The sequence below is a fragment of the Methylocaldum sp. RMAD-M genome (genome assembly GCF_017832375.1).
GTDB lineage: Bacteria > Pseudomonadota > Gammaproteobacteria > Methylococcales > Methylococcaceae > Methylocaldum.
This window is the reverse complement of sequence record NZ_JAFIBZ010000001.1, coordinates 309,598-332,367: the sequence shown is the minus strand read 5'-3', so window position 1 is coordinate 332,367 and position 22,770 is coordinate 309,598. Positions and strand designations below refer to the sequence as shown.

Annotated in this window: 25 protein-coding genes; 17 read left to right on the top strand and 8 right to left on the bottom strand. The window is 54.7% G+C overall.

The window, feature by feature from the left end:
- Positions 1-2 precede the first annotated feature (2 nt).
- From JOD69_RS01515 to JOD69_RS01485, 7 genes are all read left to right on the top strand, one after another.
- A complete protein-coding gene (locus JOD69_RS01515; RefSeq protein ID WP_086135167.1) occupies positions 3-923 on the top strand; it encodes a VWA domain-containing protein in 921 nt (306 codons plus the stop codon).
- 3 nt (positions 924-926) lie between these two features.
- Positions 927-1,142 (top strand): DUF2905 domain-containing protein, encoded by a 216-nt coding sequence (locus JOD69_RS01510; RefSeq protein ID WP_086135166.1) that lies wholly within the window; start codon positions 927-929, stop codon positions 1,140-1,142.
- Positions 1,143-1,507: 365 nt separating this feature from the next.
- The gene (locus tag JOD69_RS01505; RefSeq protein WP_086135165.1) at positions 1,508-1,828 is read left to right on the top strand and encodes a c-type cytochrome; all 321 of its coding nucleotides are present in this window, start codon (positions 1,508-1,510) and stop codon (positions 1,826-1,828) included.
- A gap of 50 nt (positions 1,829-1,878) precedes the next feature.
- A complete protein-coding gene (locus tag JOD69_RS01500) occupies positions 1,879-3,150 on the top strand; it encodes an FAD-dependent oxidoreductase (protein WP_086135164.1) in 1,272 nt (423 codons plus the stop codon).
- A gap of 235 nt (positions 3,151-3,385) precedes the next feature.
- Positions 3,386-3,676: a co-chaperone GroES gene (gene groES, locus JOD69_RS01495; protein ID WP_077728447.1), complete on the top strand. Its 291-nt coding sequence runs from the start codon at positions 3,386-3,388 to the stop codon at positions 3,674-3,676.
- 42 nt (positions 3,677-3,718) lie between these two features.
- Entirely contained in the window at positions 3,719-5,347 is a 1,629-nt protein-coding gene (groL, locus tag JOD69_RS01490) for a chaperonin GroEL (protein WP_077728448.1), read from the top strand.
- Positions 5,348-5,509: 162 nt separating this feature from the next.
- On the top strand, positions 5,510-6,247 hold the full coding sequence (locus JOD69_RS01485) for a phosphoadenylyl-sulfate reductase (RefSeq protein ID WP_210023773.1): 738 nt from the start codon (positions 5,510-5,512) through the stop codon (positions 6,245-6,247).
- Between the two features lie 46 nt (positions 6,248-6,293).
- Here JOD69_RS01485 and cysB read toward each other — a convergent pair whose 3' ends face one another.
- Positions 6,294-7,268, bottom strand: a complete 975-nt coding sequence (cysB, locus tag JOD69_RS01480; RefSeq protein WP_077728450.1) for an HTH-type transcriptional regulator CysB — start codon at positions 7,266-7,268, stop codon at positions 6,294-6,296.
- 291 nt (positions 7,269-7,559) lie between these two features.
- Between cysB and JOD69_RS01475 the strand changes: the two genes are divergently transcribed.
- Positions 7,560-7,811 carry a hypothetical protein gene (locus tag JOD69_RS01475; protein ID WP_139841142.1) on the top strand — a complete coding sequence of 84 codons (252 nt, stop codon included), beginning with the start codon at positions 7,560-7,562 and terminating at the stop codon, positions 7,809-7,811.
- Positions 7,808-7,975: a hypothetical protein gene (locus JOD69_RS01470; RefSeq protein WP_210023772.1), complete on the top strand. Its 168-nt coding sequence runs from the start codon at positions 7,808-7,810 to the stop codon at positions 7,973-7,975. Before JOD69_RS01475 ends, JOD69_RS01470 begins: the two co-directional genes overlap by 4 nt.
- A gap of 169 nt (positions 7,976-8,144) precedes the next feature.
- Here JOD69_RS01470 and fdxA read toward each other — a convergent pair whose 3' ends face one another.
- Together fdxA and JOD69_RS01460 are read right to left on the bottom strand one after the other, a co-directional pair.
- Positions 8,145-8,468 carry a ferredoxin FdxA gene (fdxA, locus tag JOD69_RS01465; protein WP_077728452.1) on the bottom strand — a complete coding sequence of 108 codons (324 nt, stop codon included), beginning with the start codon at positions 8,466-8,468 and terminating at the stop codon, positions 8,145-8,147.
- Positions 8,469-8,686: 218 nt separating this feature from the next.
- Positions 8,687-9,187 (bottom strand): cytochrome P460 family protein, encoded by a 501-nt coding sequence (locus JOD69_RS01460; protein ID WP_348529937.1) that lies wholly within the window; start codon positions 9,185-9,187, stop codon positions 8,687-8,689.
- 349 nt (positions 9,188-9,536) lie between these two features.
- Here JOD69_RS01460 and JOD69_RS01455 point away from each other — a divergent pair, with 349 nt between their 5' ends.
- On the top strand, positions 9,537-9,905 hold the full coding sequence (locus JOD69_RS01455; RefSeq protein ID WP_077728454.1) for a group 1 truncated hemoglobin: 369 nt from the start codon (positions 9,537-9,539) through the stop codon (positions 9,903-9,905).
- A gap of 29 nt (positions 9,906-9,934) precedes the next feature.
- Positions 9,935-10,912 (top strand): FAD-binding oxidoreductase, encoded by a 978-nt coding sequence (locus JOD69_RS01450; RefSeq protein ID WP_077728455.1) that lies wholly within the window; start codon positions 9,935-9,937, stop codon positions 10,910-10,912.
- 184 nt (positions 10,913-11,096) lie between these two features.
- Here JOD69_RS01450 and JOD69_RS01445 read toward each other — a convergent pair whose 3' ends face one another.
- Positions 11,097-11,579 (bottom strand): PepSY domain-containing protein, encoded by a 483-nt coding sequence (locus JOD69_RS01445; protein WP_133717645.1) that lies wholly within the window; start codon positions 11,577-11,579, stop codon positions 11,097-11,099.
- A gap of 296 nt (positions 11,580-11,875) precedes the next feature.
- Between JOD69_RS01445 and JOD69_RS01440 the strand changes: the two genes are divergently transcribed.
- Positions 11,876-13,186, top strand: a complete 1,311-nt coding sequence (locus JOD69_RS01440; RefSeq protein WP_077728457.1) for a dicarboxylate/amino acid:cation symporter — start codon at positions 11,876-11,878, stop codon at positions 13,184-13,186.
- A 34-nt stretch (positions 13,187-13,220) separates the two neighbouring features.
- On the opposite strand, the gene nhaD is transcribed toward JOD69_RS01440, so the two are convergent.
- Entirely contained in the window at positions 13,221-14,579 is a 1,359-nt protein-coding gene (nhaD, locus tag JOD69_RS01435) for a sodium:proton antiporter NhaD (protein WP_133717643.1), read from the bottom strand.
- Positions 14,580-14,893: 314 nt separating this feature from the next.
- On the opposite strand from nhaD, the gene JOD69_RS01430 reads away from it, so the two are divergent.
- Complete coding sequence (locus JOD69_RS01430) at positions 14,894-16,543, top strand: nitrite/sulfite reductase (RefSeq protein WP_086135162.1); 1,650 nt, start codon at positions 14,894-14,896, stop codon at positions 16,541-16,543.
- Positions 16,530-17,012, top strand: a complete 483-nt coding sequence (locus JOD69_RS01425) for a DUF934 domain-containing protein (RefSeq protein ID WP_077728460.1) — start codon at positions 16,530-16,532, stop codon at positions 17,010-17,012. The genes JOD69_RS01430 and JOD69_RS01425 overlap by 14 nt, the downstream gene beginning before the upstream one ends.
- An 84-nt stretch (positions 17,013-17,096) precedes the next feature.
- Here the strand turns inward: JOD69_RS01425 and JOD69_RS01420 are convergent, their stop codons facing one another.
- The 3 genes from JOD69_RS01420 to gpmI all read right to left on the bottom strand — a co-directional run bounded on the left by JOD69_RS01420 (position 17,097) and on the right by gpmI (position 21,186).
- Positions 17,097-18,419: a S41 family peptidase gene (locus JOD69_RS01420; protein WP_077728461.1), complete on the bottom strand. Its 1,323-nt coding sequence runs from the start codon at positions 18,417-18,419 to the stop codon at positions 17,097-17,099.
- 59 nt (positions 18,420-18,478) lie between these two features.
- Positions 18,479-19,366 (bottom strand): peptidoglycan DD-metalloendopeptidase family protein, encoded by an 888-nt coding sequence (locus JOD69_RS01415; RefSeq protein WP_210023771.1) that lies wholly within the window; start codon positions 19,364-19,366, stop codon positions 18,479-18,481.
- Between the two features lie 278 nt (positions 19,367-19,644).
- Positions 19,645-21,186: a 2,3-bisphosphoglycerate-independent phosphoglycerate mutase gene (gene gpmI, locus JOD69_RS01410; protein WP_086135160.1), complete on the bottom strand. Its 1,542-nt coding sequence runs from the start codon at positions 21,184-21,186 to the stop codon at positions 19,645-19,647.
- 283 nt (positions 21,187-21,469) lie between these two features.
- On the opposite strand from gpmI, the gene JOD69_RS01405 reads away from it, so the two are divergent.
- From JOD69_RS01405 to secB, 3 genes are read left to right on the top strand one after another with little or no spacing between them, the layout of a single operon-like run.
- Positions 21,470-21,781, top strand: coding sequence for a metalloregulator ArsR/SmtB family transcription factor (locus JOD69_RS01405; protein WP_077728464.1), 312 nt, complete (start codon positions 21,470-21,472; stop codon positions 21,779-21,781).
- Between the two features lie 19 nt (positions 21,782-21,800).
- Positions 21,801-22,250, top strand: coding sequence for a rhodanese-like domain-containing protein (locus JOD69_RS01400; RefSeq protein WP_086135159.1), 450 nt, complete (start codon positions 21,801-21,803; stop codon positions 22,248-22,250).
- Between the two features lie 50 nt (positions 22,251-22,300).
- Positions 22,301-22,762, top strand: coding sequence for a protein-export chaperone SecB (secB, locus tag JOD69_RS01395; RefSeq protein ID WP_077728466.1), 462 nt, complete (start codon positions 22,301-22,303; stop codon positions 22,760-22,762).
- Positions 22,763-22,770 lie beyond the last annotated feature (8 nt).

Here is a 22,770-nt window from a genome sequence, read left to right as displayed (position 1 = left end):
GGATGCGGCTCGTTCGCCGGGACTGGCGCACGACGGCGCTGTTCGTTGCCACCGTGCTCGTGGCGCTGACCTTTGCCGATCCGAAACTCCCGCTGCCGCTTCGGGTCTACCGCTATGCCTTCGTCATCGACATCACGCAAAGCATGAATGTCCGCGATTACCATGTCGCAAACATGCCGGCGGACCGGCTCAATTTCGTCAAGGAATCGATCCGGCAGGCGGTGCATGATCTTCCGTGCGGCTCGGAAGTCGGGCTCGGACTTTTCACCACTCAGAGCGTTCAATTACTGTTCGAACCCATAGAAGTGTGCGAACACCTGCGCGTGATCGACGATGTGCTCGCCCATGTCGACTGGCGCATGGCCTGGGCAGCCAACAGCTTTGTCGCTCAAGGCGTTTATGCCGCTATCCGGGACGTAAAAAACCGAGATCCCGGCATTCGGCTGGCGCTCTTCACCGACGGCCAGGAAGCACCGCCGCAAACAATACGACCGACATTTTCCGGAAAACCGGGAGAAATCGCTGGCTTGATCGTGGGTGTGGGCGGATTGCATCCGACCACAGTGCCGAAATACGATCGCGAAAACCGGCTCATCGGTTATTGGGAAAACACCGATATCGCGCAAATGCCGGAATCCAGCACAGCCTACGAAACAACCGAGACCGTACCCCGACCGCCGCGCGAAGGCTATTATCTTTCCTGGCTGGACGAAAACCATCTACGCGAACTGAGCGCGACAACCGGCCTCCGCTATCATCGTCTGGAAACGCCGGAAGGTCTCATGGACGCATTACGCGCCCCGGAATTCGTCGAGCGCCGCACGACCAAAACCGACATTCGGTGGCTGCTAGGCATCGCAGCACTCTTGCTGTTCGCGACGGTCTACTTGATTGATGGTGGCGAAGCGTCAAAGAGGACTTGAGCGATGTCATTCGGGAAAATTCTCATCTACGTCGGTATCGGCCTGTTTCTGCTCGGATTGGTCCTATCCTACGCCCCGGGACTGTTCGGCTGGTTCGGAAAGCTTCCCGGTGATATCCGGATTCAGGACGAAAACCGGTACATCTTCATCCCCATCACCTCCATGATCATCATCAGCCTCGTGTTGACTCTGCTGATCAACCTGTTCTTTCGTCGCTAGCCGGCGTCACAACCGCCGAGCTCGAGTCCGCTCGCGTCCATCGTCGCAGCTTCATCTAGCCGCGTGAACACCAGCACGGGTTTCCGCTAATGCCATATCAACTTATTGTTTTATTAGCATATTCTGTAACTCCTTTGGTCACGACCCGGTACGTTAACCCAGTATTCGGGAACAAGAATCCGCCCAGAAAGCGGCCGCGGCATGGAAATTTCAGTACATCCCGTAGGGTTACCGAAACACACCCGAAACCTGCCCCCCCACCAAGGGCGACAGAGAAACGTCCCGTCGCGCGGGGAAACTTAAGTGACCGCGCGACGGCAAACGAATTGGCCAAACCTCATTAACGTCACCGAGCGAGGTAACACATGCGTAAATCGTTTTACCCCCTAAGAACGTGTTTCGTATTGATTACTGCCACGGCCACTCCACTAAGCGCCTTTTCCGAGCCTCCCGCCGGACGTCTCCTTGCCGCGCAATGCGCGCAATGTCACGGAACCGACGGTTCGGGCTACGAGTCGCTGGCAGGGGAGTCTGCCGACGAGTTGCATGACGAGCTGATCGAAAGAAAGTACCGCCCGGTCGAGGACATCATGGACAGGCAAGCCCGCGGTTATACCGATGATCAACTACGGTTGATCGCCGACTACCTTGGCTCGCTTCCGCGAGCCTCGTCCTCGGACGACTAGCCTCCTACCGCAGGACCAATGACGCCAACTCCCGACAGGAGAGACTAAATATGACTGCTTTCAACAGACGGCAATTTCTAAAACTCGCCGGCGCAACCTCGCTTGTTGCGGCCATACCCAGAAGTTTGAGCGCCGCGACACCGCTCTCGAATCGAGTCGTCATCATCGGCGGAGGCTTCGCTGGCGCAACGGCCGCCAAATACCTCAAACATTGGGACAATACCATCGATGTCACCCTGGTTGAGCCCAACGCCACACACTACGCCTGTATTTTGTCCAACCTGGTCATCACCGGCGCCATCTCGATGAACCGGATCAACCTAAGCTACGACGGTTTAAGAAATCGAGGCGTCAAGATCGTCCAAGCCATGGCTGCCGCCATCGACCCGGTCGGTAGCAAGGTGGGTCTGTCGAATGGCGCCACACTAGACTACGAGCATCTGATCCTTGCGCCCGGCATCGACTTCATCAACCCGAATCCGGCCGGAGCCGAACGTCTGTACGACCCGAACCTGACGCCCCACGCCTGGAAAGCCGGGCCCCAGACTACCCTGCTCAAGAATCAATTGGCGGCCATGCCGGACGGTGGCGTGTTCGTCATGAACGTCCCCAAAGCGCCCTATCGCTGCCCACCCGGCCCATATGAGCGTGCATGTATCGTCGCCGCTTATCTGAAGCGCAAGAAGCGACGTTCGAAGATCATCGTGCTGGATGCGAACCCAGACATCGTGGCCGAGCCGCATACATTCGGCACGGCATTCAGCCAGACCTATGCAGGAACGCTCGAATACCACGCCAACGTAGGCATTACCCAAGTCAATTCATCGCTCAAGACAATAGACACCACGATCGGCGCGTTGTCGGCGGACGTGCTCAACATGATTCCCAACCAGAAAGCCGGACAGATCGTCTTCGACGCCGGCGTGGTCAACGATCCGACGGGCCGATGGGCGACGGTCGATCCGCTGACTTACGGTTCAACCGTCTACGAAAACATCTATGTGATCGGCGATTCTCAGGCAACGGCACAACCGAAGTCCGGCCACATGGCGAACTCCCAGGCCAAAGTTTGCGTCGACTCGATCATCCGCGCGTTCGTCGGCGAAACACCGGACCCGCAGCCGACGACCAATTCGGCCTGCTTCAGCCCCATCACCGAGACCGAAGCGTCGTGGTTGACTGCGGTTTACCAATACGATCCGACAACGCACAGCATGAAGCGCGTCGAGGATTCGTTCGGCGAAGCGGCGGAGCCGTCGTCGGAAAATTACGAGCACATGTTCCATTGGGCCGACAACATCTTCGCCGATTCGTTTAGGTAGGGCGGCGACCCGCTTTCCACAAGACCGGCCACGCGAGGCCATAAAACCGAAGGCCAGCCTAACGCTGGCCTTCATCTTTTCTGAAATGCTAGCTCGATTCGGTAATCAAAATTTCATATTGCGCCCCTTGAAAACTAAATCCGCATCGCTATATTGTTAGCAGCTCTCGACAGAGAGTGCTAACACTACAGTGTTTTTTTGAGGTTCAACCTTCTTCAAGGAGAAAACAGTCATCATGAAAATTCGTCCCTTGCATGACCGTATCGTCGTAAAACGCTGGGAAGAAGAAAAAACATCCCCGGGCGGAATCGTCATTCCCGACACCGCAAAGGAAAAGCCGATCAAAGGCGAAGTGGTTGCTGTAGGAAACGGAAAAGCCCTGGATAACGGTCAAGTGCGCGCACTGGATGTAAAAGTCGGTGACAAAGTCTTGTTCGGCAAGTATGCCGGTACCGAAGTCAAAATCGACGGCACCGAATATCTGATGCTGCGCGAAGACGACATCATGGGCGTATTCGAAGCCTGATCCACGACCTAACGTTCAGACTGATTTTGGAGGAATTAACTGATGGCAGCTAAAGAAGTCCGTTTTTCCGATGATGCCCGTCAGCGCATGCTGGCCGGGGTTAACGTTCTGGCCGACGCCGTGAAGCAGACCCTGGGCCCGAAAGGCCGCAACGTCGTGCTGGAAAAGAGCTTCGGCGCACCGACCGTCACCAAAGACGGCGTTTCGGTCGCAAAAGAGATCGAACTGAAAGACAAGTTCGAGAACATGGGCGCTCAGATGGTGAAGGAAGTCGCCTCGAAGACGTCCGACGTCGCCGGCGACGGCACCACCACGGCAACCGTCCTGGCTCAGGCCATTGTCCGCGAAGGCTTGAAATCCGTAGCGGCGGGTGCAAACCCGATGGATATCAAACGCGGCATCGATCAGGCGGTCGGCGTGGTCATCGAAGAGCTGAAGAAACTCTCCAAGCCCTGCACCGACAGTAAAGCCATCGCCCAGGTCGGCACCATCTCCGCCAACTCCGACGAGAGCATCGGCAAAATCATCGCCGACGCGATGGACAAGGTGGGCAAGGAAGGCGTGATTACCGTTGAGGAAGGTTCCGGTTTGGACAACGAACTGGATGTTGTCGAGGGTATGCAGTTCGACCGCGGCTATCTCTCGCCCTATTTCATCAACAGCCAAGAAACCATGAGCGTCGAGCTCGAAAACCCGTACATCCTGCTGCACGACAAGAAGATCTCCAACATCCGCGACTTGCTGCCGCTGCTCGAAAAAGTGGCGAAATCCGGTCGTTCGCTGTTGATCGTCGCCGAGGATGTCGAAGGCGAAGCGTTGGCGACCCTGGTAGTCAACACCATGCGCGGCATCATCAAGGTTTGCGCCGTTAAGGCGCCGGGCTTCGGCGATCGCCGCAAGGCCATGCTGGAAGACATCGCCATCCTGACCGGTGGCCGCGTCATTTCCGAAGAACTGGGCCTGAGCCTCGAAAAAGTCGACCTGGGCGATCTCGGCAGTGCGAAGAAGATCCAGATCAACAAGGAAAACACCACCATCGTCGACGGCGCCGGCAAAGCGGAAGACATCAAGGCTCGCGTCGAGCAGATCCGCAAGCAGATCGAAGACACCACCTCGGACTACGATCGCGAGAAACTGCAAGAGCGCGTGGCCAAGCTGGCCGGCGGCGTTGCCGTGATCAAAGTCGGCGCAGCCACCGAAGTCGAGATGAAAGAAAAGAAAGCCCGCGTGGAAGACGCGCTGCACGCAACCCGCGCTGCGGTTGAAGAAGGCATCGTTCCGGGCGGCGGCGTCGCTTTCATCCGTGCTCAAAACGCGCTGAAGGATCTGCAGGGCAAGAACCACGACCAGACCGTGGGTATCGCCATCCTGCGCCGTTCGATCGAGGAGCCGCTGCGTCAAATCGTGACCAACGCGGGCGAAGAAGCTTCGGTCGTCCTGAACCGGGTTCAGGGAGGCGAAGGCACCTTCGGCTACAACGCTGCGACCGGTGAATACGGCGACATGATTCAGATGGGTATCCTGGACCCGACCAAGGTCACCCGTTCCGCGCTGCAGAACGCCGCGTCCGTGGCCGGTCTGATGCTCACCACGGAAGCCATGGTGGCCGAACAGCCGAAGAAAGAAAAAGGAGCCGGCATGCCCGGTGCCGGAATGGAAGACATGATGTAATCGGTTGCTTCCACGACCGAGAACACCAAAGCCCCGCCGAAAACGGCGGGGCTTTTTCGTCTGATCTTATCCCGTTTTTCTATATCAAAAGTTGTTTTTAGAATTTTTAGGATTGAATCTCGTGTGTTACCTTATCCGTCACGGTTTCTACCCCGATACGACATGAGTACTCAATTCTTCGATCTCGATCAGCTTAAAGGCGAATTGGCCGGAAAAAATCCCCGCGCGATTCTCAAGGCGGCGCTGACATGGTTCGACAACATCGCCATTTCCTTCAGCGGCGCCGAAGACGTGGTATTGATCGACCTAGCCAGCAAGCTCAAGCCGGGCATTCAGGTCTTCACCTTGGATACCGGTCGCTTGCATCCCGAAACCTACAGATTGATCGAGACCGTTCGGGAGCGCTACCCCATTCGGCTGGACGTTCTTTCGCCGGATCGCGTGCAACTGGAAGCTTTAGTCAGAGAAAAAGGCTTATTCAGCTTCTACAAAGACGGCCATCACGAATGTTGCAGCATCCGCAAGGTCGAGCCGCTTCGCCGGAAGCTTAGTCAGCTGGACGCCTGGATTACCGGTCAGCGACGCGACCAAAACCCGACTCGGGAAAACTTAGCGGAGATCGAGCTTGACGAAGCGTTTTCCAAGCCCGACCATCGCCTGATCAAATTCAATCCGCTCGCGAACTGGTCGTCGGCGCAGGTGTGGGATTACATCGAGGCCTACGACGTGCCCTTCAACGAACTGCATCGTAAAGGTTTCGTCAGCATTGGCTGCGAACCTTGCACTCGGCCGATTCTGCCCAATCAGCACGAGCGCGAAGGCCGGTGGTGGTGGGAAGATGCCGGGAAGAAGGAATGCGGCCTACATGCCGGGAATCTGAAAACAGCTGAAAAAGCTTGAGGATCAACACCGGCCTTGGCGCATCACCAAGCCGGGCATGCGAAAACTAGCGCACCGGCAGCGCGATATTCTCGAACAAGGCATCGACGTCTTTTTGTTCCCGCTGGGTCATGGCTTGTTCCACCAATTCCCGCGTCAGATGCGGCGCGAATAAGCGGATGAACTCGTAAATGAATCCGCGGATGAACATATCCCGCCGCAGCCCGATCTTCGTCGTGCTCAAACCGAACATATGACTGGCATCGAGCGGAATCAGATCGGCGTCCGCGACAGGGTCGTAAGCCATCTTGGCAACGATTCCGACTCCCAAACCGAGCCTTACATAGGTCTTGATCACGTCCGCATCCACCGCAGTCAAAGCTAACTGGGGATGCAGATTTGCCTTCTCGAACGCCTGATCCAGCTGCGAACGTCCGGTAAATCCGAAGACGTAAGTCACGATGGGATACTCGGCGACATCCTGCAAAGTTAGCTCCGCCTTTTCCGTCAATGGATGCCCCTGCTGTACCAAGACACAGCGATTCCACTGGTAACACGGCAGCATGACGAGATTCTCGAAGAGCTCCATCGCTTCGGTGGCAATCGCCATATCGACAACCCCGCGCGACGCCAATTCGGAAATCTGCATCGGCGTGCCCTGGTTGATATTGAGCTTGATCCCGGGGTAACGACGCATGAACTCCTTTATGGCGGGAGGAAGCGCATAGCGCGCCTGCGTGTGCGTAGTGGCGATGGACAGCGAACCGACCTTATTGTCGCGGTGTTCCTGCGCGATATTCTTTATATCCTGGACCTTGCCCAAAATTTCTCCGGCAATCGCCACAATCTGCTTGCCGGCTGCGGTAATCTCCGTCAGGTGCTTGCCGTTCCGCGCGAAAATCGGAAGCCCCAGTTCATCCTCCAAAAGCCGGACTTGCTTGCTAATTCCGGGCTGCGACGTGTAGAGGCTGTCCGCCGTCGCAGAAACATTCAATTCGTGCTGCGCAACTTCCCAGATATAGCGTAATTGCTGCAATTTCATGGCGTCTTCGGCGTCATCCCGAGTGAACGAGGGAAACAAAAATTATACTCTTTTCAATAGCATCATTTCGCAAAGCTCAACTCTAAGGCTGAATTAATCGCGAAAAGCTACCAACCTCGAGCAGCCCCGAATTTCGGCAAATACTCTATCTCTAGGTAAGATCTGCGAGGACTGCTAAACGCCTGTCGCCGTTGCCGGTATCGTTTCCGACGAACCGGTTCCCGCTCCACCTCAAAACCGACTCGAAACTGCGGAGCGCTTGTATTTCGGGTGCCTCAGGAACAGGAATTCTTGAAAGCATGGGTCGAGTCGGACCTCCGTTGCGGTGAAGCTGGACAAGTGGGATACGATGCCGTGGCAGGCCATCGGAGCATCGAATTCCGATCGGTGACCGTAACCACCGTAAAAGGCGAAGGCAAGGAGTACATCGACCGCGGCCATGCGGTCATTTACCGCGGCACCTACGAAAAGTTTCGCGACGAGGACGGATACATCTTTCCACGCGGGGAGCGGATCGCGGCGTGCGAACGCACTTCCGCATGATTACCGAAGATCCTTATGAAGACGATTTCATCGGGATCGAGCCGTATATCTTACAAGACCCCGCAGCCTGGTGCGCACATCCCGGCACGCGCCGCCCAGTTCAGTTTTCCAAGAGCGGACGACAAATCTTGAGCGATTGTGAAAACAGCAGCGGCAGCTGCTGAAACGTGTTCGGTTCAAGACCGACTGTTCACGACAAAAAGGCGCTGCTGACTTCAACAGCGCCCTCGACAGCGGAGATTGAGACTTTTCAGTTGAGGCGACGAAAAGACGAATTATCGAACCCGATTGAACTCCCCGCCGTATAACTCATCGCTAGCCACGACCTTCCGATTATTTTTCGAGATATTGCATCTTGTCCGGTTTGCCGTTCCACTCGTCCGCATCTTCCAAAGCTGGCTTGACTTCCGTGATGCTTGGCCACACTTTCGAAAGCTCCGCGTTCAATTGGATGAATTGTTCCTGGCCCTCCGGAACTTCATCTTCGGAATAAATCGCGTTCGCGGGGCATTCGGGCTCGCATAAAGTGCAGTCGATACATTCATCAGGATCGATGACTAGAAAATTCGGCCCCTCGTGAAAGCAGTCGACCGGGCAAACATCGACGCAATCGGTAAATTTGCACTTGATGCAGTTTTCGGTTACTACGAAAGTCATTTCAAATTTTCCTGTAAGCTGTATGGGTTACCAGATAACAGCCTGTTTCGCTCGTTATTGGACTCGGCTCTATGCGTGCAGTTTCACCGCCCCGCCAAACCCGTTCCAATCTATCTTGCAAGCAGCAGTGACGGGCAGCCTCTTGAAATTAAGAGGCGCATTTTACATGCACCTGGGGCAATTCCCAAGCAACCCCCGCCGATATCGTCTTTTCCGGTTCAAGGCAAATTGATCGGTCCCGTGAATACCCAATCGTTCTGTTGAACACTCGTGTGGCAGCCGACGCATTCCTGTGCAAAATTCGCGTCCTTGCCATAAGGTTCCTGCTTCTCTCCCAGCCAGCGGGCAAAACCCCAGCCGCCCGTTGAAGCATACTTGGCTGAATCCTTGATCATGAACTCGGCATGGACGAATTCACCCGGCACCATGGCCGTGGGATATTTGGGATGGTTTTTTTGCTTTACCACCAGCTTGGCCAGCACCGCTCCATCTGGCCAAGGATTGGTATTTCCGGCTCTCGCCGCAGCAATAGCGACATCATTACCTAAAATGGCACGGAGCGTACTGGTTTCCGGACGCTGAGAAACAGCGATTAGCCGCCAATCTTTATAATTCTGCGGGATCGTAATCCCATTCGGAGCCGGTGCTACATTGGACTGTTCCGCCCAAGCAAACGTCGCGATGACCGCGGCCCCCAAGATCATCATAATTCTTTTCACTGCAAAATCTCCTCTGAGAGTCGTAAAACTTGCCCCCTAGCGAAGACGAACACACGTTATCACCGGCACTTCACTCGAATAAGGTAAATCCAGCGCTACCGATCGTCGAACCTTGCCAAGGTGTTGCGTCTAGCGGATGCCGGGGACAAAGGCAGCCGATTTTCGGTCTTTTTGTCCAAGCCTGCAATCCGCAAACCTAGGCCGATTGACAGAGTAGCGTACCGTCTCTTAATATTCATCGAGCACGCATATTAAGTGCAATAAACGCGATTTACGCGTTTTTTTATGCGCGTAAAGATGCATTAATGCTACATGATTGACAGAAACCCATAGTTTTGGAGAACTCTAAATGAGCCAAAGTCTTTTTGAAAAGCTGGGGGGCGAAGCTGCCGTAGACGCTGCCGTCGATATTTTTTACCGCAAGGTCTTGAGCGACGACCGAATCGCCCATTTCTTCGAAAGCGTCGACATGGAGGCACAAGCGGCCAAGCAGAAAGCATTCTTGACCATGGCATTCGGGGGTCCCCATCACTACTCCGGTCTCGACATGCGGCGAGGCCACGCTCATCTTGTCAAGAACGGATTGAACGACGCTCATTTTGATGCGGTGATGGAAAACCTGGCCGCGACCATGCAGGAACTCAAAGTTCCGGAAGAACTTATTGCCGAAGCTGCGGCCATCGCCGAAAGTACTCGGAACGACGTTCTCGGTCGATAACCCGCGGTTTATTCTGGGGAAGGGTCTCGATGCCGAATATCCGCTACGATGGACAAATCTATTCGCTACGCGACGGTCAGTCCGTTCTTGAGTGTTTGACCGAGCACGGCGCATCCGTGCCGTTCGGTTGTCGCGCCGGTATTTGCCAAGCCTGTCTGATGCGGGCGGAGGTCGGGCGTCCACCGGAAGCTTCGCAAAAAGGACTGAAGCCGACGCTAAAAGCCAAGAATTACTTTCTGGCGTGTATTTGCAATCCGGAAGAAACCCTTTCAGTCTCGTTGCCTGGCAACGAGCTTTCCAGGACCCCCGCGACGATTGTGGGCATGGAGCTTCTAAACGCCGAGATCATGCAGGTCAGCCTGAAAGCCCACGAACAGATCGAGTATCGGGCCGGTCAATTCATCAACCTGTATCAGGGCGAGAATCTGGCGCGAAGCTATTCCGTCGCCAGCCTACCGACCGAAGATCCTCATATTCATATCCACGTACGGCGAGTACCACAAGGGAAAGTGAGCAATTGGGTGCACGACGCCTTGCGCCCGGGCGACACGATCGACATTCAAGGTCCAGGCGGCGATTGCTATTACCTACCCGGATCGCCCGAACAAGGCCTGCTGCTGATCGGCACGGGCAGCGGACTGGCGCCGCTGTACGGCGTCGTTCGTGACGCTCTCGCCCAGGGCCATATCGGACCGATCAGGCTCTTTCACGGCAGCCGGACTCCGAACGGTCTCTACCTAACCGATAAACTGCGAGAACTTACCAGAGCCTACTCCAATTTCGAGTACACAGCCTGTCTTTCGGGCAGCCACGTTTCGAAAGAATTCGCAAGCGGAAGGGTTCACCAGATCGCGTTGAATGAGGTGCCCAACTTGACAGGATGGCGAGTTTTTCTGTGCGGACACCCGGAAATGGTGAAAGCCGCTCAAAAGAAAGCCTTCCTGGCAGGCGCATCCATGAAAGACATCGTGTGCGACGCGTTCACGTCACGTGTGATTCCCAGCTGATCGAAAAAACTCGGAGCCTAGCGGGTCCCGGGTTTGGCGTCGGCAGGAACGTGAACCGCCGCGACCATCCCTGCCCCTGATATCGACGGAGACGTGAGATGTGGAGGCTACCTTCAGGCCGCTCCCGTCGAGTAGATGTTGCTCAGGGTGGTGCGAAACCGACCGAGCGTAAAAAATACCTTCCTCAGTCATCATCTTCCTCGATGGTCACCTGAGTGCCATCCGCCGAAACAAAAACCTCGATCTTCTTGTTCCTTTCGTCCCGTCCCTCGAACTCGTATCCGGCGGGGCCAATTCCCTTAGTGACCGATTCGACCTCGTCCGGTTTGAAATTGGGCAGCCTCGCTTTCAATGCTTCACGCGCGACGATGGGGACCTCCTCCAACGGAATCTCGGTCTCGGCCTCGACCAATGTCCCTTCGGGCGTCACCTCAACCTCTACTTTACGATTCGATGAATCACGTCCCTTCAGTTCGTAAATGGCCTGGCCCTTTTCCGTTTCCGTCTCAGCTTTCTCCCATTGGACTCCAGGCACCGCCTTGTCTGCCGTTGCTCTTACGGCTGGCGGCACTTGATCCAAAGGAACCTTCTTCTCGCCTGAACTCCCGGAGCCGTCACAACCGGTAAGACTGACGAGACACAATAAACCGAAGGTGATAAATCTCATGATTCGAACCCTCCTTGTCCGTCCGATGAATAGAAATGCGCCGCTCATCGCCTTGGCTATTTGGGCAGTGAGCAGCCTCTCGTTCGAGTGATGTAAGCAACAAGCGCAAGTACCGTCAATTGGGACAAATCCCTAACGCAGAACGGCCGAAACCACGCCTGAAGACCGCGCCATGCCGAAATGGGCACTAGTCCCAGGCCCCCTGGACTATCGGAAATGTCGACTTAAGCTACGCCGACCGCCTTAGTCTTGAACGATGCGATAACATCCTCTCTTTCGATCAACAGAAACTGAACATGAAAGCAAAACGATGGCCCCTGTCGATACGCGTACTGATAGGCGTCGCGCTGGGGGCGTTACTCGGCGTCGTCGGTGGCGATGAAGCTTATCTTTGGGGCCTTCGAAACGACCATCTCGGGCAGCTCGGAATGCTCGTGATCCGACTCCTGAAAGCGCTTGCCGTGCCGCTCATTCTATTTGCGATTCTCGATGCATTTGCGCGAACCCATATATCCGCAAGAAGCGGAGGACGGCTGGTGACGATTTGCCTCATCAACGTTTCGGTCGCTTGCATGATCGGCTTGCTGCTGATGAATGCGATAGAACCCGGGCTGGCATGGCAGGACAGGATCGAGCAACTCACCGCCCAACTTTCCGGAAATTCCGCTCTGGCGAGCTCAAACGCGGTCCCGGCGGCAACCCTCAACCCATTGAAGAACCTCGGCGCCTATATCCCTCAAAGCCTGATCGAACCGCTTGCCGGCAATAACGTGATCTCGGTAGTTCTGCTCGCCTTGCTATTCGGCGCCGCCCTACGCTGGCTTAAAGATCGCCAAGGCGAGAGCGATATCGCAGACATTCGACCGTTGGAAGGATTTGTATCCTCGGCCTATCAGATTCTAGCCAAGGTGCTTTCTTGGGTTGTCGAAGCCGTTCCGTTCGCAGTCTTCGGCCTCGTAGCTCAAGTCGTCGGAAAAACCGGTCTGGAAATCTTCGCCGATTTAGGCGGGTTTCTCGGTGTTATAAGCCTTGGCCTGGCTTTGCACGGCCTCGTTTATTATCCCTTGGCGGCATGGCTGGCGGGTGGAAAGCCACCGCACATTTATCTGAAGCAAGGCGCGGATGCCATCATGACCGGCTTATCGGCAAACAGCAGTTTGGCGGCCATGCCCGTTACCTTGCGGTGCCTGAGGACCATCGGCGTCTCGGACTCATCTGCGCGCATCGCGGTTTGCGCCGGAACAAATCTTAATAACGACGGCATCACGCTGTACGAGGCTATGGCGGCACTGTTCCTGGCACAGGCATTGGGTTACGGGCTTGGAGCCGGACAACAAGCCATTATTGTGCTCTCGGCGCTTATGGCGGCTATCGGCGTCGCCGGAATTCCGGAAGCGGGATTGATTATCCTTCCACTGGTGCTGAGTGCGTCAGGTTTGCCGGAGACAATCGTAGCCGCAGCGATACCTCTGATCGCGCCGGTCGACTGGATCCTCGCGAGACTCCGGTCCGGGGTAAACGTGCTCGCCGATATGCTCGTGGCGATCTTGCTCGATGCTTGGGAAGGACGCGGATCAGACCGCGAAAAAAAGCGTAGCCGCGGATAACGGCTACGCCTTGTTTAAATGAGCCGAAGCGGCGTTAGCCGTTGATCCAATAGTGGGTCAAAATGCTCGCGGCATAGCCGGCGATAATGGCCGGCGTCCAGCGCAGATGGCTGAAAAAGGTATACATGCCGCGCGACGTCCCCATGAGGGCCACACCCGCCGCCGAACCGATGGACAGCATGGTTCCGCCCACGCCGGCGGTCAAGGTCACGAGCATCCACTGATAAAGGTCCATATCGGGATTCATGCTCAGCACCGCGAACATGACCGGAATGTTGTCGACGATGGCCGAAAGCACGCCGATCAGAATATTTGCCGTCGTCGCCCCGAGTCCATCGTACATCGCCTCGGAAACCAGTTCCAAATAACCGATGTAGCCCAAACCGCCCACAGCGAATACCACGCCGAAGAAAAACAGCAGGGTATCCCATTCCGCATCGCGAACATTGGCGAATACATCGAACCTCCCATTCTCGGCGCTGTACAACAGTTTCAAGCGGTATCCATAGAACATCAGAAAGGAAAGTCCCACCATCATGCCCAGGAACGGCGGAAGATGCAGAAATTGCTTGAAGCTAACGGCGGTCACGATGGTGAGAGCGAACAAGCCGCAAACGATTAGGGCGCCGTCCTTCATCTTGACCTGCTCCTCATCGGGGAAACTGGGTGCTTCGTCCGGTATGGCGAAGTGCATGAAGGCGGCGGGCACAGCGAAGTTTACCACCGACGGAATGAACAGCTCGAAAAAGTCGAAGAACTCCGCCTTGCCGGCCTGCCAGACCATTAGCGTGGTGATATCGCCGAAGGGGCTGAACGCGCCGCCCGCATTAGCCGCGCTCACCAAATTGACAAAACCCAAAGCTACGAAGCGTGGGCTATTTGCACCGACAGCCATCACCACAGCACCCACCAACAGCGCGGAAGTCAGGTTGTCAGCTACCGAGGACAGGAAGAAAGTGATCACCCCGGTGATCCAGAAAAGCTTGCGATAACCGAATTTACGGCTCACCAGCCAGGAACGCAGGGCCTCGAACACATTTCGGTCGGCCATGGCATTGATGTAGGTCATAGCGACCAACAAGAACAGAAACAGCTCGGCATACTCGCGGAGATCGTGCTCGAAGGCCTTGTGCACCTTCTCCGATGGAACGCTGTTGCTGGCGGCCAGATAAGCCACATGCGCCCAAATGATGCCGGCGGCAAGAATGACCGGCTTGGATTTTCGCAAATGGGTAAACTCTTCGGTCATCACGAACCCGTACGCGATGATGAAGACCAAGACGCAATAAAGGCCCCGTTGGGTACCGGTCAGCCCCAAGACCTCCGATCCTTCGGCCGATGCCAAACCGGGCACAAGAAATAGCAGCGAAAGTAAAACGAATGCGCGTAACAAAGCTAAGCCCTCTTCGGTGTTTTTGAAAAACGTCTGTGCCACTGCCGTCAAGCAGCACGACCCCCCAGTCAAAACAGCCCTGCATTATATATATAGAAGGGCTAGCGAATGAATAACCAAGCACTTTTTCCGCACTTCGGTTCAGGTGCACTTGTGACGGAAGAACGGCGTTTACAGGCAGAGTCGATATGAAGTAAATTCATAGATATATCCAGTTTTATTATTTTTTCCTATTAACGGCTCCATGTTATAGTTTTTCCCTACTGAATTACTCAGGCTTTTCTCTCGCCTAGGCAGACGGATTTCTTCCATATATGTACCAGTACGACAATTACGACCAGACCTTAGTGAATGAGCGCGCCGCTCAATTCAGGGGTCAAACAGAGCGGTTCTTGAAGGGAGAACTCAGCGAAGATCAGTACCGGCCTCTTCGCTTGATGAATGGTTTATACATCCAAAAACACGCGCCGATGCTGCGCATTGCCATTCCTTATGGCCTGCTCTCGTCGCGCCAACTGCGGATGTTGGCTCATATCGCGCGAACCTATGACAAGGGTTACGGCCACTTCACGACGCGACAGAACATTCAGTTCAATTGGCCGAAACTCGAGGACGTGCCGGATGTTCTGAGCGAACTCGCTACGGTACAGATGCATGCGATCCAGACGAGCGGCAACTGCATCCGCAACGTCACCAGCGATCATCTTGCGGGAGTCGGCGGAGACGAACTCGAGGACCCACGCCCTTATTGCGAAATTATCCGGCAGTGGTCCACCCTCCATCCGGAATTCAGCTTTCTGCCGCGCAAGTTCAAGATTGCCGTCAATGGTGCGGCAAAGGATAGAGCCGCAACCCAGCTACACGACATCGGTTTGCAGCTCGTCAAGAACGATCGGGACGAGATAGGTTTCGAAGTTCTGGTAGGCGGCGGCCTCGGGCGCACACCGATCATCGGCGTGACAATCCGCCCGTTTCTCGAGAAAAAGCACCTGCTGTCTTATCTGGAAGCGATTCTCCGCGTTTACAACCGCTTCGGACGTCGCGACAACAAATTCAAGGCGCGAATCAAGATCCTGGTGAAAGAGCTGGGAAAGGAAAAGTTTACCGAAATGGTCGAAGCCGAGTGGGCTGCAATAAAGGACGACCTGCTCCTGGATCTCGAAGAAATCGAGCGGATCAAGACGTTCTTCCAACCCGCGCCCTACGAGACGCTAGCCGACAATCCCTTGTTAGCGGAAAAAACGGCCCACGACAGCCAGTTTGCCGCTTGGTTCCGCCATAATACCTTCCCTCATAAAATGCCGGGTTATCGGGTTGTCTTCGTGTCCCTGAAAACACCGGGAAAACCTCCAGGAGATCTCAGCGCAAGCCAAATGGATGTAATTGCCGATTTAGCCGACCATTACAGTTTTGGCGAAATTCGAGTCACCCACACCCAGAATCTCGTTCTGGCCGACGTTAAACAGGCGGATTTGCACGACTTATGGCAGCGCCTTAAATCTCTTGAACTGGCGACACCCAATATCGGCACGGCGACGGATATCATCTGCTGCCCCGGCCTCGACTTTTGCTCATTGGCAAATGCGACATCGATTCCTATCGCTAACGGCATTCAGCAGATCTTCGACAATTTGGACTATCTCTACGATCTAGGCGATATCCGGATCAATGTCTCGGGTTGCATGAACGGTTGCGGACATCATACCGTCGGTCATATCGGCATTCTGGGCGTCGATAAAAAAGGGGAAGAGTGGTACCAGATTACCCTGGGCGGCTCATCCGGAAAGGATGCTTCCCTCGGTGAACGCCTAGGTCCCTCCGTAGCCAAGGACCAGGTTTGCCATGCGATAGAAGCCATCTTCCAAACTTACCGAGAGCATCGACTGGAAGACGAGGCATTTCTTGAAACGGTTAGACGTATCGGTATGCGACCATTCCAGGGGCGAGTTTATGGAGATAATTAAAGACGGCCATATCGTCGCAAACGACTGGCGGCACTTGAGCGACGACGAAGCCTTGCCGGAACAGGCTGTAACGGTTTCGCTGCTCCGCTGGAAGAACGAAAGGGATCGCCTGCTCGCTTGCAGCGTCCCCTTGGGGCTGCGCCTAAACAGCGACGACAGTCTCGAAGAAATTGCAGATGATCTTAAGTACTTCTCGATAATCGTCTTGGAATTTCGCCAGTTCACAGACGGCCGAAGCTTTTCTCTGGCTCGGCTTTTGCGGGAACGTTACGGTTTTAACGGCGAGCTTCGCGCCCGCGGCGATTTTCTCAGGGATCAGATGTTTTTTCTGAGTCGGGTAGGCGTAAACGCCTTCGAACCGAACGGCTCCGCGAATGCGCAAGAACTGCTGCCCGCATTGCAGGAGTTCACGGTGAAATATCAAGCCGCCGTAGACGTTAAAGAACCACTTTATCGGCGGCGTAAATAGCTGGGAAGCTCGGGCAACTCAAATACGCTCGACAAACAATACCCCCGGTCAAGCCGGGGGTGTGCTTCAATTCTCCGACACGGCCTAGTTCTTTTTATGGCCGTATCTCATGATATTGATACCCTTTAGAAGATTAAGGGCTTCGTTCAGCGGATAATCCTGCAGGGCCAAGGCCTCTTCACTCTTATCCCCTGCTTTGGTTTCGTCCTTCTTGAGCGGTTTCTCGGCTCCATTCTCGAGATGGTTTACCAAATCGGCTTCCTTGATCGGAGAAAACTCCGATTGGGCGGCCATTTCCAACTTCACCTTCGAGATCGGTACGTCCGGCGCGATGCCCTCCGCTTGAATGGAGCGTCCGGAAGGCGTGTAATAGCGCGCCGTGGTCAGTTTGACCGCGCCGCCATTGCTGGTCGGTAAGATTGTCTGCACCGAACCTTTGCCGAAGGTCTTTTCGCCCATGATGATGGCGCGTCCATGATCCTGCAAAGCACCGGCCACAATCTCCGAGGCCGAAGCGGAGCCGGAGTTTATCAGCACTACGATTGGAGCACCGTTCAGAACGTCATTCGGAGTCGCACTGAACCTCATCTTGGCGTCTTCGACACGACCATCGGTATAAACGATCAGGCCACTCTCCAAGAAGGCATCGCTAACCGCCACCGCCGCATTGAGAACTCCGCCGGGGTTATTGCGAAGATCCAGCACAACGCCCTTCAAGTCGCCTTTCTTTTTGAGCTCGCTGATGGCTTCGATGACATTGTCTCCAGTCTTGGACTGAAAGCTCGTAATGCGAACATAGCCGTATCCTTCCTCAAGAAGCCGGCTCTTTACGCTTTTGACCTTGATGACGTCGCGTACGATTTTAACCTTCAGCGGCTGCTCGACACCCTCGCGAACTATGGTCAACACGATCTCGCTACCCGGCTCGCCACGCATCATTTTAACCGCGTCGTTCAGGCTCATGCCTTTTACCGGCTTGTCGTCCAACCGGATAATGAGGTCGCCGGCTTTTATGCCAGCCTTCTGCGCGGGGGTATCGTCGATAGGCGCGATGACCTTCACGAAACCGTTTTCCATTCCGACCTCGATACCCAAGCCGCCGAACTGTCCGGTAGTACCGACCTTCAGCTCGTTATACTGCTCCTGATCCAAATACGCTGAATGCGGATCGAGACCAGCGAGCATTCCGCGAATGGCGTCTTCCAACAATTTCTGGTCCGTTACCGGCTCTACGTAATCCTGGCGTATGCGTCCATAAACCTCCGAAAAGGTTTTCAATCCTTCGAAGGGGATTGCATTTGTATCGCCACTGGCCTCCCGCTCGGCGAGGACGCTACTGCCCGTACTGATCAAAATGCCGAGCAGAACGCCAAAGATAAGAACCAGAAAATTTCTTTGTCGCAACATAGATTTTCCTACAACCAAAAACGCCCTGGATAAGGCCTCATAAATCAATCCGTAAAAAGTCAGTCTTTGTGACTGCACCATAACATAGGATTCACCGGTCTTCCTTTTTCGCGAATGCCAAAATAAAGTCCGGACTCCGCACGACCGCCGCTGGCACCGACTGTAGCGATGATATCACCGCCGTTCACCGAGTCCCCGACATTCTTATACAAACTCTGATTGAAAGCGTAGAGACTCATATATCCCTCGCCGTGATCGATAATGGTCAACAAGCCATAGCCCCGCAACCAATCGGAGTATGCCACCCTCCCCGCCGCAACGGCATGCACCGGCGCGCCCTCCGGTGCTCGTATAACGACACCATCCCAACGGCCACTCGCTCGCGGACTGCCGAACGACTCAAGCAGTGAACCCTTCGTCGGATATGTTAACTGACCATAAAGGGCGGAAAAGGGTCCTTTGCTGACTGACCGATCTCGCGCCGAGTCGTCCGACAAAGGCCGAATGGCGGCAACCAGATCTTGCAGGCGCTCTTCATCCTCCTGGAGCCGCCTCAGCTGGGTGTCCTTATCCTGAAGGCTATGTTCCAAGTCGGCCAAAACCTCGCGTCGGGATTGTCGGAACTTATCCAACTCGAGGCGATCTTTTGCTACCTGCTCACGAGTGGATTGAAGCTTCGCCGCTTCGGCCGACGCTTGCTGCTGCAATTGCGAAACGGTTGTTAAATCCTTTTGCATCTCCCTCAGCAGCGAGAATCGAGCTTGACTCAGATAATTGTAATAAGCCAGCACGCGACTGAGCTGGCGTGGGTCTTCCTGATCCAACACCAGCTTCAGCCAATCTTGCCGGCCGGCGGCATAGGCCGCACGAGCTTGTCCTGTCAATGTTTTATATTGCGCTTTCACTGCCGCCCGCAACTCACTGCTTTGGCGTTCCAAATCGTTCAAATGCCGCAATTGGGCTTGCGCTTGAATCTCGAGCTCTTTAAGCCGTTTTGCCAGACGTCCGTAGTCCCGCTCGATACCGCTCAATTGCCCGATCAGAGCTCGTCTGCGCGACTCTAGAGCGTCCCTGGACTTCTGGACCGTCTTAATACGCTCCCGAACCGTAGTTAGTTCATCCAAACGATCCTTTGGTTCCGAGACCGCCGCCGCGAAAGGCATTTTGAATGCTAGAGCCAGACAGAAAACTCGCGCGACTCGGTGACAGGACAAAACGGCAAACCTCAAATCAGCAACGATCGCCCCGTCATATCCGCCGGCTTTTCAAGCCCGATAATCGCGAGCAATGTCGGCGCGACATCGGGCAGACCGCCTCCGTCGCTTAACCTACCGGCTTTGCCTTTATACACGAGCGGCACGGGATTAACCGAGTGCGCGGTCTGAACTTCGCCGGTCGAAGGATCGATCATTTGCTCGACATTGCCATGATCTGCCGTAATCAGCATTTCGCCCCCGACCTTGTCGAGAGCCTCGACGACTCGACCCAATGCCTCATCCAAAGCCTCTACCGCCCGAATCGATGCGTCCAGGTTACCAGTATGACCAACCATATCCCCGTTGGCGTAGTTACAGATGATGACGTCGTACTCGCCGGACTCGATCGCCTTGACCAATTCTTCCGTCACTTCAGGAGCACTCATTTCCGGCTTCTGATCGTAGGTCTTGACCTTGGGCGACGGCACCAAGATGCGCGTTTCTCCGGGAAAGGGCGTTTCTACTCCGCCATTAAAGAAAAACGTAACGTGAGCGTACTTTTCAGTCTCGGCCAACCGCAACTGCTTTAGACCATGCTTCGACAAGACTTCGCCCAGGCTGTTGGTCACGTCTTGCGGCGGATAAGCGACGGGAAACGTAAAGTCTTGGTGATATTCCGTCAATGTAACAAACCCACCCAGCTTCGGAACGACCTCGCGTCGAAACCCCACGAAATCGGCCTCGTTGAGTGCGCGCGTCAGCTCTCGGGCGCGATCGGCCCGAAAATTCATGAATATCACGACATCGCCGTCCTTGAGAGTAATCGGCGCTTCACCGTCCGGAACGATTGAAGTCGCTTTGACGAACTCGTCGGACTCACCCCGCTCGTAAGCCAGCGTCAAGCCCTCGATCGCCGTTTCCGTGCGGTAATCGGCTTTTCCTTGCACGATAAGGTCGTATGCCTGCTGGATACGGTCCCAGCGATTATCGCGATCCATCGCGTAAAAACGGCCAATAATGGATGCAATCCGCCCTGCCCCCAGTTCTTCGAACTTCGAATCCATTCTGCGTATCGGGTCGCCTGCGCTCTTGGGTGGGGTATCTCGCCCATCCAGAAAGGCATGCACATAGACCTTTCTCAGCCCCTTCCTAACCGCGAGCTCCGCCATTGCATGAATGTGAATTTCGTGGCTGTGAACGCCGCCGGGCGACAGCAGTCCTAAAATATGGAGTGCCTTATCGTTCCGAAGGGCCTTGTCCACGGCTTCGCGCAGAACGGGATTGGTGTAAAACGAACGGTCCCTAGCCGCTTTACTGATCAACGTAAAATCCTGATTGATAAGTCGACCCGCCCCTAAATGCAAATGTCCCACCTCGGAATTGCCCATTTGATCGTCGGGCAAGCCGACGACTTCACCGGAGCAATCGAGCAACGTATGCGCGCAAGTATTCCACAGCTTCGTCCATGTCGGGGTTCTTGCAAGAGCGATAGCGTTATGGTCTTTGGTTTCGCTGTAACCAAAACCGTCCAGAATGATGAGGACAACAGGTTTAGGACGATTCAACTTCAAAGTATAATCTCCCTCTCGGTTTTTGCGCGTTTGCCTGGCAATAAAGGCTTTGTTGCTTCCCGCAGAAAAAATCAGTATGTCCCAATGGCCAAGCGGCCGCTTTCGCGGAAAGGAAAAGACCTCGAACTCAATATCGCCGGATAAATATGAATTTGAGAATGAGGCGCCATGGGCTTAGGCAAAGGGAAAAACGGAGTAGTATTTTAACTTTTTTTTGCAACCCCGTGTTGCTCGAGCAATCGCGGCTAAAGAGCGCACAAACTCTTACAATGCGAAGCCTCCGATGACCAAACCAAACGAGATACTGATTACGGAAGATGCCGATATCGCGCAGGCTGCCTATTGCCTGAAAGCCATGTCCCATCCGCTGCGACTCAAGATTTTATGCACCTTGGGGAACAATAAAGTCAGCGTTCAGGACATCGTCGAGCAGGTCGGCACGACTCAGAGCAATATCTCTCAGCATCTGGGCATTCTGCGCGATAAAGGTATTCTCGCCTGTAAGAAAGACGCTAACCGCGTGTACTATTACGTTGACGACGAGCGCACACTGCAGCTGATCAAGCTGATGAAAGAAGTATTTTGTCATCATTAGTTGGAGCCGAATTTTCTCTATGACTGTCACACCCGACCGCCTGTTGGAATTCCTGGGCAATCACTGGATCATGGCCAGCGGTTTGCTCATTGTTACGATTTTGCTGATTCAGGATTTTATCGACAGCGCCTTCCGTAAACACAAAGTAATCTCGCCGACGGAAGCCGTAAACCTGATGAATGATGAAAACACCATCATTATCGATGTCCGCGAACCGCACGAACATGCCAACGGCCATATCGAAAATGCGAAATTCATTCCCTTGGGCAAACTCGAGGAACGAGCACAGGAATTGGAGGCATACAAACAAAATCCCGTTATCGTAACCTGCCAGTCCGGCACGCGATCTCCCCAGGCCTGCAAGAAACTGACCGGTTTAGGCTTCGCCCGAGTGTTTGAAATGAAAGGCGGCATGCTCGCATGGGAAGACCAAAAATACCCCGTCGTTAAGAAGCGGAATAACAAGTAATTCGCCCTCTCCCGATTTTTCCAAGCTTACGAAACAAATAAGGATTATCCATGGCCGAAGAAACCACTCAGCCAGAAAGACAGTTCGTCCTGCAAAAGATTTACGTTAAGGACGTCTCTTTCGAGACGCCGAATTCGCCGGAGGTATTCACGCTCAAATGGGAACCGAAGGTCGAATTCAACCTGTCGAGCAATGCGCAAAAGCTTCAGGAAAATCTGTACGAGGTCAGTCTCACCACGACGGTAACCGTTAAACTCGGCGAAAAAACCGCTTATTTGGTGGAAGTCTGCCAAGCGGGGATTTTCGCGATGGCGGGCTTCGACGACCAAGAACTCGGCCCTCTGATCGGTAGCTACTGTCCGAACGTTCTCTTTCCGTATGCGCGCGAGGCCGTTTCCGATCTCGTGACCAAGGGCGGTTTCCCGCCCATGCTCCTTGCCCCCATCAATTTCGACGCCTTGTACATGCAGCAGATGCAACAGCAGCAGGGCTCCGCCCCCACAAGCCATTAACGGGATAG

What these genes read in the sequence shown, in the direction of transcription:
- JOD69_RS01470 (WP_210023772.1), top strand. Translation starts at nt 7,808, where the DNA reads ATGATTACCGAAGATCCTTATGAAGACGATTTCATCGGGATCGAGCCG.
- JOD69_RS01505 (WP_086135165.1), top strand. Translation starts at nt 1,508, where the DNA reads ATGCGTAAATCGTTTTACCCCCTAAGAACGTGTTTCGTATTGATTACT.
- JOD69_RS01445 (WP_133717645.1), bottom strand. Translation starts at nt 11,579, where the DNA reads ATGAGATTTATCACCTTCGGTTTATTGTGTCTCGTCAGTCTTACCGGT.
- JOD69_RS01400 (WP_086135159.1), top strand. Translation starts at nt 21,801, where the DNA reads ATGACTGTCACACCCGACCGCCTGTTGGAATTCCTGGGCAATCACTGG.
- JOD69_RS01455 (WP_077728454.1), top strand. Translation starts at nt 9,537, where the DNA reads ATGAGCCAAAGTCTTTTTGAAAAGCTGGGGGGCGAAGCTGCCGTAGAC.
- JOD69_RS01425 (WP_077728460.1), top strand. Translation starts at nt 16,530, where the DNA reads ATGGAGATAATTAAAGACGGCCATATCGTCGCAAACGACTGGCGGCAC.
- JOD69_RS01485 (WP_210023773.1), top strand. Translation starts at nt 5,510, where the DNA reads ATGAGTACTCAATTCTTCGATCTCGATCAGCTTAAAGGCGAATTGGCC.
- JOD69_RS01450 (WP_077728455.1), top strand. Translation starts at nt 9,935, where the DNA reads ATGCCGAATATCCGCTACGATGGACAAATCTATTCGCTACGCGACGGT.
- JOD69_RS01405 (WP_077728464.1), top strand. Translation starts at nt 21,470, where the DNA reads ATGACCAAACCAAACGAGATACTGATTACGGAAGATGCCGATATCGCG.
- groL (WP_077728448.1), top strand. Translation starts at nt 3,719, where the DNA reads ATGGCAGCTAAAGAAGTCCGTTTTTCCGATGATGCCCGTCAGCGCATG.
- JOD69_RS01500 (WP_086135164.1), top strand. Translation starts at nt 1,879, where the DNA reads ATGACTGCTTTCAACAGACGGCAATTTCTAAAACTCGCCGGCGCAACC.
- cysB (WP_077728450.1), bottom strand. Translation starts at nt 7,268, where the DNA reads ATGAAATTGCAGCAATTACGCTATATCTGGGAAGTTGCGCAGCACGAA.
- JOD69_RS01510 (WP_086135166.1), top strand. Translation starts at nt 927, where the DNA reads ATGTCATTCGGGAAAATTCTCATCTACGTCGGTATCGGCCTGTTTCTG.
- secB (WP_077728466.1), top strand. Translation starts at nt 22,301, where the DNA reads ATGGCCGAAGAAACCACTCAGCCAGAAAGACAGTTCGTCCTGCAAAAG.
- JOD69_RS01440 (WP_077728457.1), top strand. Translation starts at nt 11,876, where the DNA reads ATGAAAGCAAAACGATGGCCCCTGTCGATACGCGTACTGATAGGCGTC.
- JOD69_RS01430 (WP_086135162.1), top strand. Translation starts at nt 14,894, where the DNA reads ATGTACCAGTACGACAATTACGACCAGACCTTAGTGAATGAGCGCGCC.
- fdxA (WP_077728452.1), bottom strand. Translation starts at nt 8,468, where the DNA reads ATGACTTTCGTAGTAACCGAAAACTGCATCAAGTGCAAATTTACCGAT.
- JOD69_RS01515 (WP_086135167.1), top strand. Translation starts at nt 3, where the DNA reads ATGCGGCTCGTTCGCCGGGACTGGCGCACGACGGCGCTGTTCGTTGCC.
- groES (WP_077728447.1), top strand. Translation starts at nt 3,386, where the DNA reads ATGAAAATTCGTCCCTTGCATGACCGTATCGTCGTAAAACGCTGGGAA.
- JOD69_RS01420 (WP_077728461.1), bottom strand. Translation starts at nt 18,419, where the DNA reads ATGTTGCGACAAAGAAATTTTCTGGTTCTTATCTTTGGCGTTCTGCTC.